The following is a 13,286-nucleotide window of genomic DNA, read 5'->3' as shown; positions in this document are numbered from 1 at the left end:
TCAGAAGCAACAGCCGAAGCAACAGCGGGTTTCCCGTGGGATGGCGGGGTGGGCCCGGTTGCGGGAGACGCCATGAATACGTCCATGTAGGCTTGGTCGCCGCTTGCTCGTGTGCGCAGGACAGCGCACACGAGCAAGCGGCTGCCAAGCTTACAGGGACGTACTTGCAGCGTCCCCGCACTCCGACACCGCCCCGCCATTCCACGGAATGCCCGCTTTTGACGTTGCCGTTGCTTGCAGCCTCTGCAGGTGCAGGGCGCGGCCCTGCCGATACCCTTAACTGGCCGGTGGGCAGTACGCCTTGATGGCGGCCTGCGCCAGCCCCTTCTGCGCGGTGTGCTGCTCCGGGGTCAACGGGGTATCGGCCTTGCCATCACCATCGGTGTCCTGCATCACCTGGCCACCGCCGTCCAGCAGGGCCAGGTTGGCCCGGGCCGTGCTGCACTGCTCGGGAACCGGCGCGGCCGGGGTCTCGGTGCTGGCCGCGGCCTGCGGGGTGCGGGCCTGCTCGCGGGTCTCGTACTTCTTGCCCGCCGGTGGGGTCTCCGAGTACTGGGTCACGCCATGGGCGTCCTTCCATTTGTAGACGGGACCGGCCACGGCGTTGGCACTGGCCAACAGCAGCAGGCATCCAAGGCAGGACAGGGCACGCATGGCAAACTCCACGGAATGGGCGTAGAACGCCGATTGCAGCATTGGCGCCGAGCACTGGCAAGTCGATTAAACTGGATTCCATGGACCCGATCACACCGCCGCCGCGCTCGCGCACGATTTACCTGTTGCCCAACCTGTTCACCACCGCCGGCCTGTTCTCCGGTTTCTACGCGATCATCGCCGCGGCCAACGGGGATTTCGTCAACGCCAGCATCGCCGTGTTCGTGGCGGCGGTGATGGATGGCCTGGACGGGCGCGTGGCGCGCCTGACCGGTACCAGCAGCGAATTCGGCGTGCAGTACGACTCGCTGGCTGACCTGGTCAGCTTCGGCATGGCCCCGGCGCTGGTGATGTACCACTGGTCGCTGTCGTGGCTGAAGTTCGATGATCCGCTGCTCGGCCGCGTCGGCTGGGCCGTGGCCTTCCTGTATGCGGCCTGCGCGGCACTGCGCCTGGCCCGCTTCAACACGCAGGTGGCGGTGGTCGACAAGCGCTGGTTCGTTGGCCTGGCCAGCCCGGCCGCAGCGGGCCTGATGATGTCCTTCGTCTGGGCGTTCGCCGACGGCAACCTGGGCTGGGATGGCAACCAGCTGCGCTACGTGGCGCTGGCGGTGACGATCATCGCTGCGCTGCTGATGGTCAGCCGTATCCGCTTCTGGAGCTTCAAGGGCGGCGCGGCCAAGGGCACCCGTTCGGATCGCGTGCCGTTCCTGGTGCTGGCGCTGGTGCCGGTCGCCATTGCCATCGCGGTGATCGACCTGCCGCGCGTGCTGTTCGCGGTCGGCATTCTGTACGCCCTGTCCGGCCCGGTGATGTGGGCCGTGCAGCGCCTGCGCAAGAAGCCCGAGGCCGCGTGAGCCAGGACCTGCCCGTGCTGTGGTCGCCGGCCCAGCAGGCCTGGCTGCAGGCCATGGGCTATACCGTCTATCACGACGGCCAGCTGGCCGCCGAGCTGGATGCCGCATTGCAGTTGAGCGTGGCCGAAGCCGAGGCCAGTGTTGCCCCGCCGGAACCGGAGCCGGTGCGGGCCGCTGTGCCGCCGCGCGACGCCCACGCCGCGACCGCGACCGCAGTACGCGCGGAACGCCCGGCTCCGCCGCGCCGCGAAACGCCGGTCAGTGCCCCGGATACCGTGCCGGCGGCTGAGCGCCCGCTGCCCAGCGGCAACGCACGACAGCCGGTGGTACGCCTGCCCGATCGCCTGCAGATCGCGCTGCTGCGCGCGTCCGGCTGCAACCCGAACGACCCGGCGACGCAGGTGCTGATGGACAGCTGGCCGCTGGACCAGCTGCGCCGTGACCCGGCCGCCAAGCGTGCGCTGTGGCCGCAGCTGCGTGCCCTGCGCAAGCGGGGTGCGCGGTGAGCGCGGTGACCCGGCCCGGCCCGGTCAGCCTGCGTGCGCTGCGCGAGAGCGACCTCAATGCCGTGATGGCGATCGAGCTGAGGGGCTATCCTTTTCCCTGGACCCGCGGCATCTTCATCGACTGCCTGCGCGCCGGCTATCCCGGCCTGGCGATGGAGCGCGATGGCCTGCTGGTCGGCTATGGCGTGCTCAGCATCGCCGCGGATGAAGCGCACGTGCTCAACATCTGCATCGACCCGCTGGCACAGTCGCGCGGGCTGGGCCGCCAGCTGCTGCGCGCGATGGTGCAACTGGCCGCCGACCGTGGTGCCCAGCGCGTCTTCCTGGAGGTGCGTCCGTCCAACACGCCGGCGCTGGCGCTGTACCACAGCGAAGGCTTCAACGAGATCGGCCGCCGCCCGCGTTACTATCCGGCCGCACAGGGCCGCGAGGACGCGGTGGTGATGGCGATCGAGCTGGTCGACGGCGACCTGCAGGTGATGCCGCCGCTTTAACGCAGACGGGTTGCCGGCCAGCGGCCGGCACTACCGGTTGCCGCCAACCTTGGTTGGCACGCTCTGCTCACGCCAGGCGCAACGCCAGCACGCCACCGACGATGAGCGACGCTGCCAGCCAGCGCGCGCGTGGTATCCGTTCGCGCAGCAGGAACACCGAGATCAGCAGCGCGAACAGGATCGAGGATTCGCGCAGCGCCGAGATCATCGCCACCGGCGCCTGGGTCATGGCCCACAACGCCATCGCATAGGAGGCGGTGGTGCCGACGCCACCGGCCAGTCCCAGCGGCCAATGCTGCCGCGCATAGTCCAGTACCGCGCCGCCGCGCGTGTACAACGCCCACAGCGGCAGCGGAATGCCCGACAGCAGGAACAACCACAGCGTGTAGCTGAGCGCGCTGCCGGACTGCCGTGCACCCTGCGCATCGACCAGCGTGTAGGTGGCGATCATCGCTGCGGTCAGCAGCGGCAGGCGCAGTTGGCCGCCACGCGCACCCACTGCCATGCACAGGATGCCGGTGCTCACCAGCACCACACCCAGCCACGCTGCAGCGGGCAATGGTTCACCGAGCAGGGTGCCCGCCAGTGCGACCAGGATCGGCGCGCTGCCACGCATCAGCGGGTAGGCCAGGCTCATGTCGACCTGCTGGTAACAGCGTGCGACCAGCCCGTAATAGGTCACCTGCAACAGCACCGATGCGCCCAGCCAGGGCCAGCTGTGCGCGGCGGGAAAAGGCAGGAAGGGCAGGGCGGCGGCCGACAGCAGCGCGGCGCTGCCGGTGACCAGCACGGTGCCGAGGAACTTGTCCGGCCCGCGCTTGACGATCGCATTCCAGCTGGCATGCAGTGCCGCAGCGGCGAGAACCAGCAGGAAGATCGAAAGAGGCATCCGGCGATGATGCCATGCGGCGGAAATGGAAACGCCGGGCATCGCCCGGCGTTTCCGATTCCGCTTGGGTGGGTGCCAACCTCTCCCGGCGTGGTAGGTGCCAACCTTGGTTGGCACGCACCAGAGCGCGGCGTTACAGCTTCGCGCGCTGTTCGCGCAGGCCGGCCAGCTGGGTGTTCCAGTCGGCCAGGCGCACGCGTTCCTGCTCGACCACGGCCGGCGGCACCTTGTCGGTGAACTTGGCCAGCTTGGTCTCGCTCTTCTCCTTTTCGGCTTCGACGCGAGCGATTTCCTTGTCCAGGCGCACGCGCTCGGCATCGAGATCGACCAGGCCTTCCAGCGGCACCAGCAGCTTCAGCTCGCCCACGATCGCGGCGGCCGCCGGCGGTGCGCTTTCGCCTTCGGCCAGCCACTGGATGCTGTCCAGCTTCAGCAGGAACGACAGCGAAGCGCTGAAGCGTTCGATACGCACGCGGTCCTGTGCCAGGCCGGCCTGCAGGCGCAGCGGCACCAGCTTGGACGGTGCGACGTTCAGCTCACTGCGCACGCGGCGCACGGCACTGATCACCGCCTTCAGCCATTCCACGTCGGCCTCGGCCTGGGCGAAATCACCGGCGAATTCGGCGACGGTTGGGTACGGGCGCAGCGACAGCGTGGTTTCGGCCAGGCCCAGGCGCGGGGCCAGCTGCTGCCACAGCTGTTCGGTGATGAACGGCGTGAGCGGGTGCAGCAGGCGCAGCAGCGCTTCCAGCACGTACAGCAGGGTGTGGCGGGTGCTTTCGGCATCAGCCGCGTCGGCACCGTTCAAGGCCGGCTTGCTCAGCTCCAGGAACCAGTCGCAGAACGCGTTCCAGGCGAACTCGTACAGGCACTGCGCCAGCAGGTCGAAGCGATACGCGGCGAAATGGCCCTGAGCTTCGGCGGTGGTGGCGGCCAGGCGCGCGAGGATCCAGCGCTCGGCATCGGTGCGCGGCTTGGGCACGCCGGTGAACGCAGCGCCTTCGGTGTTCATCAGGGCGAAGCGGCTGGCGTTCCACAGCTTGTTGCAGAAGTTCTTGTAGCCCTCGGCGCGGTTCATGTCGAACTTGATGTCGCGGCCGTGGGTGGCCAGCGCGGCGATGGTGAAGCGCAGCGCGTCGGCACCGTGGGCGACGATGCCGTCCGGGAATTCCTTGCGGGTCGCCTTCTCGATCTTCTCGACCATCTTCGGCTGCATCAGGCCGCCGGTGCGCTTGGCGACCAGGTCGTCGATGGTGATGCCGTCGATGATGTCCAGCGGGTCGAGCACGTTGCCCTTGCTCTTGGACATCTTCTGGCCCTGGCCGTCGCGGATCAGACCGGTGAAGTAGACGTCCTTGAACGGGATCTTCCCGACCAGGTTGTCGGTGGCCATGATCATGCGCGCCACCCAGAAGAAGATGATGTCGAAGCCGGTGATCAGCACCGACGATGGCAGGTAGCGGTCGAAGCCGCGCTCGGCCATGGCCTGCTCATTCGGCCAGCCCAGGGTGGAGAACGGCCACAGCTGCGAGGAGAACCAGGTCTCCAGCACGTCGCTTTCCTGATTCAGCACCACGTCGCTGCCCAGGTTGTGCTTCGCGCGCACTTCCTCTTCGCTGCGACCGACGTAGCAGTTGCCGGTGGCGGCATCGAACCACGCCGGGATACGGTGGCCCCACCACAGCTGGCGGCTGATGCACCAGTCCTGGATGTTGTTCATCCAGTGGCGGTAGGTGTTGATCCAGTTCGGCGGCACGAAGGAAATGCTTCCGTCCTCGACCAGTTCCAGGCCACGCTTGGCCAGGTCGTCCATCTTCACGAACCACTGGTCGGTCAGGTACGGCTCGATCACCTGGCCGGTACGGTCGCCGCGCGGCACCTGCAGCTTGTGCGCCTTGGTCTCGACCAGGATGCCCAGGTCTTCCAGTTCGGCCAGCACGGCCTTGCGCGCTTCATAGCGGTCCAGGCCCTGGAAGCGTTCCGGCGCGTTTTCGTTCAGCGCCGCCACCGGGGTGAACAGGTTGATCATCGGCAGGCTGTGGCGCACGCCCACTTCGTAGTCGTTGAAATCATGCGCCGGGGTGACCTTGACCACGCCGGTGCCGAACGCGCGGTCCACGTAGTCGTCGGCGATCACCGGCACGCGGCGGCCAGTCAGCGGCAGCACCACGCTCTTGCCGATCAGGTGCGCGTAACGCTCGTCTTCCGGGTGCACCATTACCGCGGTATCGCCCAGCAGCGTTTCCGGGCGGGTGGTGGCGACGACCAGATAGTCGCGGGTTTCGCGCAGCGTTTCCACGCCGTCGGCATCGCGCTCGACGTGCTCGTAGCTCAGGCCTTCGTCCAGCGTGTAGGCGATCGACCACAGGAAGCCGTCTTCCTCGGCGCTCTCCACTTCCAGGTCGGAAATGGCGGTCTTCAGCACCGGGTCCCAGTTCACCAGGCGCTGGCCGCGGTAGATCAGGCCCTGCTCGTACCAGCGCACGAAGGCTTCATTGACTGCCGCCGACGGCTGCGGGTCCATGGTGAAGGTGCTGCGCGACCAGTCGGCGGAGGTGCCAAGGCGACGCATCTGGCGTTCGATGGTGTCGCCGGACTGCTGCTTCCACTCCCAGACCTTGCCGATGAAGCCCTCGCGGCCCAGCGAATCGCGGGTCTCGCCCTTGCCTTCCAGCGCCAGGTTGCGGCTGACCACCATTTCGGTGGCGATGCCGGCGTGGTCGGTACCGACCTGCCACAGCGTGTCGTAGCCGCGCATGCGGTGGTAGCGCACCAGCGCGTCCATCAGGGTCTGCTGGAAGGCGTGGCCCATGTGCAGGGTGCCGGTCACGTTCGGCGGCGGCAGCAGGATGGTGTACGGCTCGCCCGTGCCGGACGGCTTGAAGTGGCCGGCCTTCTCCCAGGCCTCGTAGAGGTCGGTCTCGAAGGACTTCGGGTCGTAGCTGGAGGCGAGTTGGGTCATGCGGGGGAACCAGGAGGTAATCGTTGAAGGATCAGGGCGCGGCGGCGGCCCATCAAGGGGGCCGGGGCGCGCTCACATGTCGTGCTTGTTCAGGTCGTAACCGGCGGCCTTGTACTGGCGCCAGCGCTCGCGCAGCGGTTCGCGCGCTTCCGGATCGGCCGGCACCACTTCCAGCACGCGCTCGCACTGGCCCAGCCAGGGCTCGTCGCGCAGGTTGATCACCAGCGGACGCGCCGGTGCCTCGGTGCCGGGTACCGCGATCAGTACCAGGGCCTCTTCCTCGTCCATGTCTTCGCCGGCGATCTGGTGCGGGATGTAGGCGTCGTTGTCGAACGCCCACAGCAGCTCGTCCAGCTCCTCGGCCTGGGCCTGGTCACGGGCCAGCACCAGGGTGAACAACCCGGCGTCGTTGGCCTTGCGCGCCAGCTCACAGACCAGGCGCAGCGGCTCGGTCAGGAAGCGGGGCTTGGCGATCAGGTAGAAGTCGGCGCGGGGCATGGCAGGGTCCGGGTCAGGCAGGGGCCCGGCAGTGCCGGGCGAGGCCCCGGCCGGCGTCTGCCGGCCAGGGTCGGGTACGGCATCAGGCGCGGGCGGCCTGGTCCAGCAGCCACTGGCTCAGCAGGCCGACCGGGCGGCCGGTGGCCATGCCACGCTTGCCTTCATCGCTGGCCACGCCGGCGATGTCCAGATGGGCCCAGCGCTGGCCTTCGGCGAAGCGCGACAGGAAGCAGCCGGCGGTGATCGCGCCGGCCCAGCGGCCACCGATGTTGTAGACGTCGGCGAAGCTCGAATCCAGCATCGGCTGGTACTCGTCCCACAGCGGCAGGCGCCAGGCGCGGTCGAACACGTGCTCGCCGGCGGCCAGCAGCTCGTTGGCCAGGTCATCGTGCTTGCTCATCAGGCCGGCGGTCTGGTGGCCGAGGGCGACCATGCAGGCACCGGTCAGGGTGGCGACGTCGACCAGCGCGGCCGGCTCGAAGCGCTGCGCGTAGGTCAGCGCGTCGCACAGGATCAGGCGGCCTTCGGCGTCAGTGTTGCCCACTTCGATGGTCTTGCCCGACATCGAGGTGATCACGTCCGACGGACGATAGGCGTTGCCATCAATGGCGTTTTCCACCGCCGGGACCACCACGACGAGGTTCAGCGGCAGCTTGGCCTTGACCGCAGCGACGAAGGTGCCGATGACGTTGGCGCCACCGCACATGTCGTACTTCATCTCTTCGATGCCGCCTTGGGTCTTCAGGTTGACGCCACCGGTATCGAAGGTGATGCCCTTGCCGACCAGTACGTACGGCTTGGCGTCGCCAGCGCCGGTCCACTTCAGCACGACCAGGCGCGGGCGGTTGGCCGAGCCACGGGCCACGGCCAGCAGCGAACCCATGCCCAGCGCTTCCATCTGGTGCTCGTCGAGGATCTCGGCTTCGGCACCGTCGTGCTCGCCGGCGAACTTTACGCCCACGTCGGCCAGATAGGCCGGGGTGCAGTAGTTCGGCGGCAGGTTGCCCAGCTCACGGGCGAACTCGACACCGGCGGCGATGGCCTGGCCCTGTGTCAGGGCCTGGCTGTCGTCACCGGCGATGGCCAGCTGGGTCAGACCGGCGTCGTCGGCCTTCTTCTTGCCCAGGGTGGCGGTATAGCGGTAGGCGGCGTGATCGGCGGCGATCACCGCCTGACGGATCGCCCAGGCCGCGTCGCGGTCCTTCACCGCCACTTCGGACAGGGTGAACAGTGCGCTGCGGGCAGCACCGGCCTTCAGCGCGCGCACGGCGTCGCCCACGGCCTTCAGGTACTGCGGCACGCCGAAACGGGCGGCTTCACCGAGGCCGACCACCAGCACGCGCGGGGCCGTCACGCCCGGCAGGTCGTGCAGCAGGGTGGTTGCGCCGGTCTTGCCGGACAGGTCGCCACGCTCGGCCAGGGCCGCCAGGCGGCCACCGCTGGCGGCATCCAGGGCCTGCGCGGCCGGGGTCAGGGTATGGTCGGCATACGCGCCGACCACCAGGCAATCAACGGTGGCGGCGGCCGGAGCAACGTGGTTCAGGGTGAATTCGAGGGCCATTGAGCAGATTCCATTGGCGAGTCCGTACAATCGCAGGCCGTTTACGCCCAGACAGTAGACTGGGCGGCACCGCGAACGAACCCCAGAGTTTAAACCACCGCCCCATGCTGAAGCTCGACCGATACCTGCTGGGCGATTTCGTCCAGAGTTTCCTGGCTACCCTGATCGTCCTGCTGGTGGTCAGCGTGGGCGGCGTGCTGGTGGACATCCTCGGCAACATCGCCGACGGACGCCTGCCAGCCAAGCTGCTGTTCTCCCAGCTGGGCCTGCAGTTCATCGCCTACCTGCCGCTGATCCTGCCGCTGGCACTGATGCTGGGCCTGCTGCTGGCCGTGGCGCGGCTGTACCGCGACTCGGAAATGGCGGTCATCACCGCCATTGGTGTCGGCCCCAAGCGACTGCTGCGGCCGCTGCTGATGCTGGTGGTGCCGGTGGTGCTGCTGGTTGGCGCCTGCTCGCTGTGGCTTGGCCCGTGGGCAGGCCGGGTGGCCGAGCAGATGATCATCGAGGCCAACCGCAGCGTGCTGATGGCCGGCCTGGAGCCGGGCCGTTTCACGCCGCTGCCCAACGGCGGCGTGGTCTACCTGTCCTCGATCTCGCCCGACGGCACCGAGCTGGGCAAGGTGTTCCTGCAGCGGCAGAAGGACGACCGCCTGGAAGTGGTGTCGGCCAACAGCGGCCGCATGTACTTCGAGGGCACCCGCCAGCGTTTCCTGGAGCTGGATGACGGCCACCAGGTGGAGGGGCCGGTGGCCGGCGCACTCGATTATCGGCTGGCGACCTTTGCCCGCAACGACGTGGCCCTGCCCGACGGCGCGCAGACCCGCACCGAGGACGACCCGGAACTGATGCCGACCCTGCAGCTGATCGGCGATGCGCGCCCCCAGGCGCAGGCGCAGCTGCACCGCCGCCTGGCACCGCCGCTGATCGCGCTGGCGTTTGCGCTGCTGACCGTGCCGCTGGGCCGCAGCTCGCCGCGCCAGCAGCGCTATGGACGCATGATGCTGGCCCTGATGGCCTACATGGTGGGTACCAACCTGATGTTCATCGGCAGTGGCTGGATCGCCAACGGCAAGATTCCGGCCGCGCTTGGCCTGTGGTGGTTGACGGTGCCGCTGCTGGCGCTGGCGATCTGGATGTATGTACGTGATGGCCGCCTGGGCCGCCCGAAGGGAGCCCGCGCATGAGGCTGCGCCCGATGCGTTTCGACCTGTACCTGGGTCGCTCGGTGTTCACCACGGTGCTGCTGACCTGGGCGGTGCTGGTCGGCCTTGACGTGGTGATGGCCTTCTCCGGCGAGTTCAAGGACATCGGCAAGAACGGCTATACGCTGGGCCATGCCGCCGCCTGGGTGCTGTACACGGTGCCGCGCCGCGCCTACACGATGTTCCCGACCGCCGCGGTGATCGGTGCACTGATGGGCCTGGGCCAGCTGGCGGCGACCTCGGAGCTGACCGCCCTGCGTGCGCTGGGCCTGTCGCGCAAGCGCCTGAGCGTGTCGGTGGCGATCGCGCTGTCGCTGCTGACCGCGGTGATGGTGCTCAGCGCCGAGACGCTGGGCCCGTGGGGCCAGGACCGCGCCGACGCACTGAAGTCCAGCGCCAAGTGGGGCCGTGACATCTCCACCACCCGGTACTCGGGGCTGTGGGCGCGCGAAGGCGACACCTTCCTCAACGCCCAGAGCGGCGAGGAGCAGCTGGTGGGCGACAAGGGCACGCGGCTGATCCTGCGCGACGTGCGCCTGTACCGGATCGCCGAAGACGGCAACATCGCCTCGCTGACCCATGCGGCCACGGCCGAGCATGACAAGGACGGCTGGGTGCTGACCGGTGTGCGCCGCGACACCTTTGGCGAGCGCTCGGCAACCCGTCAGGAAGTGGCACGTGAACCCTGGAACTCGAAGTTGGACCCGGCCGCGCTGGCGACCGGCATCGCCAAGCCGCGCAACCTCAGCGTGTCCGAGCTGAGCACCAGCATTGCCTACCGCCAGCGTAACGGGCTGGATGCGCGCGACTTCGAGGATGTGTACTGGAGCCGCTGGTTCTACCCGGTGAATGTGCTGGCACTGTGCCTGGCGGCGGTGCCGTTCGCGTTCGGGTCGCTGCGCAGCGGCGGCATGGGCAAGCGCCTGTTCCTGGGCATCCTGTTCGCATTGGGCTTCTGGCTGCTGCAGCTGTTCTTCGGCCGCATGGCCGGCGCGCTGAAGTTCGATTACCGCATTGCCTACGCGTTGCCGCCGATCGTGATGCTGGCGGTGTCCGGACTGCTGTTCCGGCGCAAGTCGGGCTGATCCTGGTTGTTGTAGAGCCGAGCCTGTGCTCGGCTGTCACGTGCAGTGCGGAAAGCAGCCGAGCACGGGCTCGGCTCTACAGACAGCGCCTTACCGCTTCGGCATGCGCACCATGCAGGTGCCGCTGACGCGGTCATGCCAGGTCAGGCGTTGGCGGTCGACCCACGCCCACCAGAATCCCAGCCCGCCCAGCAGCAGGGACAGCGTGCCCACCGCAAAGCGCAGCCACAACTGGCCGCGCCGCAACGGCGTGCCATCGATTGATTGCACTTTCAGCCGCCACGGGCGCATGCCCAGGGTCTGTCCACCGCGGCGCCAACTGGCCGTCGCGTACCAGCCCGTGATCGCCCAGCACACCGCCCACAGCAGCCACTGCCAGGCACTGAACGGCGCGATGTTCTCGCGTTGCGCGTGGCCGCTGAAGGTGTAGGCGAGGGTGAACAGCGTGCCGGCCAGCATCCACAGCGCCAGCACCGGCAGTGCGTCGTAGACCATCGCCAGCACGCGCCAGGCCAACAAGGCACGTGGGCGGGGCATTTCGGTAGCGGCCGCAGGGGCCGTGTCGGTGGCAGGGCGGGACATGCGCCGAGCATACGCAAAGCTGGCCGTGCCCGCAGTGGCCCTCGTATCCTGCACGCATGGCCCTTGTCTCCACCCCCGCAGAACGCCGCCAGCTGGTCCAGCAACTGCCCGAGCTTCGCGCCGACGACGGCGTGCGCATCCAGCGCTTCCTCGATGCGATCTGGGCCGAGAACGGCCTGGCCCGTGCCACCCTCGACAGTTACCGGCGTGACCTGGAAGGGCTGGCGCGCTGGATGGATGGGCGCGACGGTGGCCTGGCCGGCATCGAGCGTCCTGGGTTGTTCGATTATCTGGCCTGGCGCACCCGGCATGGCTGGTCACCGCGCAGCAACGCGCGCCTGCTGTCGGCGTTGCGGGCGTTCTTCGCCGATGGCGTGCGCCGCGGCGAACGCAGCGAGGACCCCAGCGCGCTGCTGGACCCGCCGAAGTTGCCACGGCTGCTGCCCAAGGCGCTGGCCGAGAGCCAGATCGATGCGCTGCTGGCGGCCCCGGACGTCGACAGCCCATTGGGCCTGCGTGATCGCGCCATGCTGGAACTGATGTATGCCGCCGGCCTGCGCGTGAGTGAACTGGTGCTGCTGCCCGCGACGGCGGTCAACCTGCGCCAGGGCGTGCTGCGGGTCACCGGCAAGGGCAGCAAGGAACGGCTGGTGCCGCTGGGAGAGGAATCCCAGCACTGGCTGGAGCGTTACCTGCAGCAGTCGCGCCCGCAGCTGGTCGGCAAGGGCAAGGTGCATGCCCTGGCGGATGGGCAGGCCCCGTTGTTCATCGAACCGACGCTGCATGCGCTGACCCGGCAGGCGTTCTGGCATCTGGTCAAGCGCCACGCACAGGTGGCCGGCATCGACCCTGCGCGGATCAGCCCGCACGGGCTGCGGCACAGCTTCGCCACCCATCTGCTCAACCGCGGTGCCGACCTGCGCGCGCTGCAGATGCTGCTCGGCCACAGTTCATTGTCGACCACCCAGATCTACACCCTGGTAGCGCGCGAGCACCTGCAGAAGCTGCACGCCCGCCACCATCCGCGTGGCTGAGTGCCGGGCTGAATCGCTGCCCGGGGCGCTGCCGGGCGTGGCCGCCCGGTACCGGCGGCTGTGTCAGAATCCGGGGTCTTCTTCTGTCGCGGACCGCTCCATGCTCCGATTTGCCATCGCCGCCGTGTTCGGTGCGCTCAGCCTGACCGCCTGCGCCCAGCCGGCTCCGCCGGCCGCCAAGGCACCCGCCGCCGCTGCGGCCAAGGCCAATCCGGCCGCGAATGCGCCGGCCGACCAGGCGGTACGCGCCGCATTGACCGCGTTGAACCCCGGTTTCCAGGTGGACTACATTGGCGCCGCACCGTTCCCCGGCTTCCGCGAGGTCGTCGTTTCAGGCCAGCTTCTGTATGTGTCCGATGACGGCCGCTACCTGTTCCAGTCGCAGCCCTACGACACCCGCGCCAAGGGCCCGGCCAACAGCGAAGGCCTGCTCGGCTATCGCCGCGGCCTGCTGGCCAAGGCCAACCACGGCGATCGCATCGTGTTCGCCGCGCCGAACGCCAAGTACACCATCAGCGTGTTCACCGACATCGAGTGTGGTTACTGCCGCAAGCTGCACCAGGACATCGCCGAACTCAACCGCAACGGCATCACCGTCGAGTACCTGGCGTTCCCGCGCATGGGCCTGGGCAGCAAGGACTACACCGACATGATTTCGGTCTGGTGTGCAGCGGATCGTCGCCAGGCGCTGACCAACGCCAAGCGCGGCGGCAACGTTCCCGCCAGGAACTGCACCAATCCGGTGGCGATGCAGTACGCGCTGGGCCAGCAGCTGGGCGTGAATGGTACGCCGGCGATCTTCGCGCCGGACGGCACCCAGCTGGGGGGCTACCTGCCGCCGGCACAGCTGCGTGCGGCGTTGGAGAAGCTGTCGGCCAAGCGCTGATCGCCGCCGACCTTGTTTCTGTAGAGCCGAGCCCATGCTCGGCTGATGTTTCCGCAGCCGAGCATGGGCTCGG

Annotated in this window: 13 protein-coding genes; 7 read left to right on the top strand and 6 right to left on the bottom strand. The window is 68.4% G+C overall.

All coding sequences use genetic code 11. The features are described from left to right. Positions 1-276: 276 nt before the first annotated feature. The gene (locus HMPREF3114_RS08970; RefSeq protein ID WP_053500402.1) at positions 277-654 is read right to left on the bottom strand and encodes a DUF4124 domain-containing protein; all 378 of its coding nucleotides are present in this window, start codon (positions 652-654) and stop codon (positions 277-279) included. 80 nt (positions 655-734) lie between these two features. Here HMPREF3114_RS08970 and pssA point away from each other — a divergent pair, with 80 nt between their 5' ends. From pssA to rimI, 3 genes are read left to right on the top strand one after another with little or no spacing between them, the layout of a single operon-like run. Continuing rightward, the gene (gene pssA, locus HMPREF3114_RS08965) at positions 735-1,511 is read left to right on the top strand and encodes a CDP-diacylglycerol--serine O-phosphatidyltransferase (protein WP_049414341.1); all 777 of its coding nucleotides are present in this window, start codon (positions 735-737) and stop codon (positions 1,509-1,511) included. Further along, positions 1,508-2,017 carry a hypothetical protein gene (locus HMPREF3114_RS08960; RefSeq protein ID WP_053500385.1) on the top strand — a complete coding sequence of 170 codons (510 nt, stop codon included), beginning with the start codon at positions 1,508-1,510 and terminating at the stop codon, positions 2,015-2,017. The genes pssA and HMPREF3114_RS08960 overlap by 4 nt, the downstream gene beginning before the upstream one ends. Next, positions 2,014-2,511, top strand: a complete 498-nt coding sequence (rimI, locus tag HMPREF3114_RS08955; RefSeq protein ID WP_005415208.1) for a ribosomal protein S18-alanine N-acetyltransferase — start codon at positions 2,014-2,016, stop codon at positions 2,509-2,511. Before HMPREF3114_RS08960 ends, rimI begins: the two co-directional genes overlap by 4 nt. Positions 2,512-2,578: 67 nt before the next feature. Here rimI and HMPREF3114_RS08950 read toward each other — a convergent pair whose 3' ends face one another. From HMPREF3114_RS08950 to HMPREF3114_RS08935, 4 genes are all read right to left on the bottom strand, one after another. Beyond that, the gene (locus HMPREF3114_RS08950; protein WP_005415209.1) at positions 2,579-3,400 is read right to left on the bottom strand and encodes an EamA family transporter; all 822 of its coding nucleotides are present in this window, start codon (positions 3,398-3,400) and stop codon (positions 2,579-2,581) included. 133 nt (positions 3,401-3,533) lie between these two features. Then, positions 3,534-6,362: a valine--tRNA ligase gene (locus tag HMPREF3114_RS08945; RefSeq protein ID WP_053500390.1), complete on the bottom strand. Its 2,829-nt coding sequence runs from the start codon at positions 6,360-6,362 to the stop codon at positions 3,534-3,536. Between the two features lie 72 nt (positions 6,363-6,434). Next, entirely contained in the window at positions 6,435-6,860 is a 426-nt protein-coding gene (locus HMPREF3114_RS08940) for a DNA polymerase III subunit chi (protein WP_005415211.1), read from the bottom strand. A gap of 82 nt (positions 6,861-6,942) precedes the next feature. After that, positions 6,943-8,421, bottom strand: coding sequence for a leucyl aminopeptidase (locus HMPREF3114_RS08935; RefSeq protein WP_070489624.1), 1,479 nt, complete (start codon positions 8,419-8,421; stop codon positions 6,943-6,945). A 104-nt stretch (positions 8,422-8,525) separates the two neighbouring features. Between HMPREF3114_RS08935 and lptF the strand changes: the two genes are divergently transcribed. Beyond that, positions 8,526-9,608 carry an LPS export ABC transporter permease LptF gene (gene lptF / locus HMPREF3114_RS08930; protein WP_070489622.1) on the top strand — a complete coding sequence of 361 codons (1,083 nt, stop codon included), beginning with the start codon at positions 8,526-8,528 and terminating at the stop codon, positions 9,606-9,608. Beyond that, positions 9,605-10,711, top strand: a complete 1,107-nt coding sequence (gene lptG, locus HMPREF3114_RS08925; RefSeq protein ID WP_070489620.1) for an LPS export ABC transporter permease LptG — start codon at positions 9,605-9,607, stop codon at positions 10,709-10,711. Before lptF ends, lptG begins: the two co-directional genes overlap by 4 nt. Positions 10,712-10,801: 90 nt before the next feature. On the opposite strand, the gene HMPREF3114_RS08920 is transcribed toward lptG, so the two are convergent. Beyond that, positions 10,802-11,293, bottom strand: coding sequence for an RDD family protein (locus tag HMPREF3114_RS08920; protein WP_070489619.1), 492 nt, complete (start codon positions 11,291-11,293; stop codon positions 10,802-10,804). Positions 11,294-11,349: 56 nt separating this feature from the next. Between HMPREF3114_RS08920 and xerD the strand changes: the two genes are divergently transcribed. Further along, positions 11,350-12,327, top strand: a complete 978-nt coding sequence (gene xerD, locus HMPREF3114_RS08915; protein ID WP_005415216.1) for a site-specific tyrosine recombinase XerD — start codon at positions 11,350-11,352, stop codon at positions 12,325-12,327. A gap of 100 nt (positions 12,328-12,427) precedes the next feature. Beyond that, the gene (locus HMPREF3114_RS08910) at positions 12,428-13,213 is read left to right on the top strand and encodes a thioredoxin fold domain-containing protein (protein ID WP_053500398.1); all 786 of its coding nucleotides are present in this window, start codon (positions 12,428-12,430) and stop codon (positions 13,211-13,213) included. The last annotated feature ends 73 nt before the right edge of the window (positions 13,214-13,286 follow it).

Source organism: Stenotrophomonas sp. HMSC10F07 (genome assembly GCF_001807895.1).
In the GTDB taxonomy this organism is placed as follows: Bacteria; Pseudomonadota; Gammaproteobacteria; order Xanthomonadales; family Xanthomonadaceae; genus Stenotrophomonas; species Stenotrophomonas sepilia.
Note: the sequence above shows the minus strand (reverse complement) of the source record. Positions and strands in the feature narration are given on the sequence as shown.

Bases quoted from the DNA above. Each gene is read 5' to 3' on its own strand.
- HMPREF3114_RS08970 (WP_053500402.1), bottom strand. From the start codon at position 654: ATGCGTGCCCTGTCCTGCCTTGGATGCCTGCTGCTGTTGGCCAGTGCC.
- pssA (WP_049414341.1), top strand. From the start codon at position 735: ATGGACCCGATCACACCGCCGCCGCGCTCGCGCACGATTTACCTGTTG.
- HMPREF3114_RS08950 (WP_005415209.1), bottom strand. From the start codon at position 3,400: ATGCCTCTTTCGATCTTCCTGCTGGTTCTCGCCGCTGCGGCACTGCAT.
- HMPREF3114_RS08945 (WP_053500390.1), bottom strand. From the start codon at position 6,362: ATGACCCAACTCGCCTCCAGCTACGACCCGAAGTCCTTCGAGACCGAC.
- HMPREF3114_RS08940 (WP_005415211.1), bottom strand. From the start codon at position 6,860: ATGCCCCGCGCCGACTTCTACCTGATCGCCAAGCCCCGCTTCCTGACC.
- HMPREF3114_RS08935 (WP_070489624.1), bottom strand. From the start codon at position 8,421: ATGGCCCTCGAATTCACCCTGAACCACGTTGCTCCGGCCGCCGCCACC.
- lptF (WP_070489622.1), top strand. From the start codon at position 8,526: ATGCTGAAGCTCGACCGATACCTGCTGGGCGATTTCGTCCAGAGTTTC.
- lptG (WP_070489620.1), top strand. From the start codon at position 9,605: ATGAGGCTGCGCCCGATGCGTTTCGACCTGTACCTGGGTCGCTCGGTG.
- HMPREF3114_RS08920 (WP_070489619.1), bottom strand. From the start codon at position 11,293: ATGTCCCGCCCTGCCACCGACACGGCCCCTGCGGCCGCTACCGAAATG.
- xerD (WP_005415216.1), top strand. From the start codon at position 11,350: ATGGCCCTTGTCTCCACCCCCGCAGAACGCCGCCAGCTGGTCCAGCAA.
- HMPREF3114_RS08910 (WP_053500398.1), top strand. From the start codon at position 12,428: ATGCTCCGATTTGCCATCGCCGCCGTGTTCGGTGCGCTCAGCCTGACC.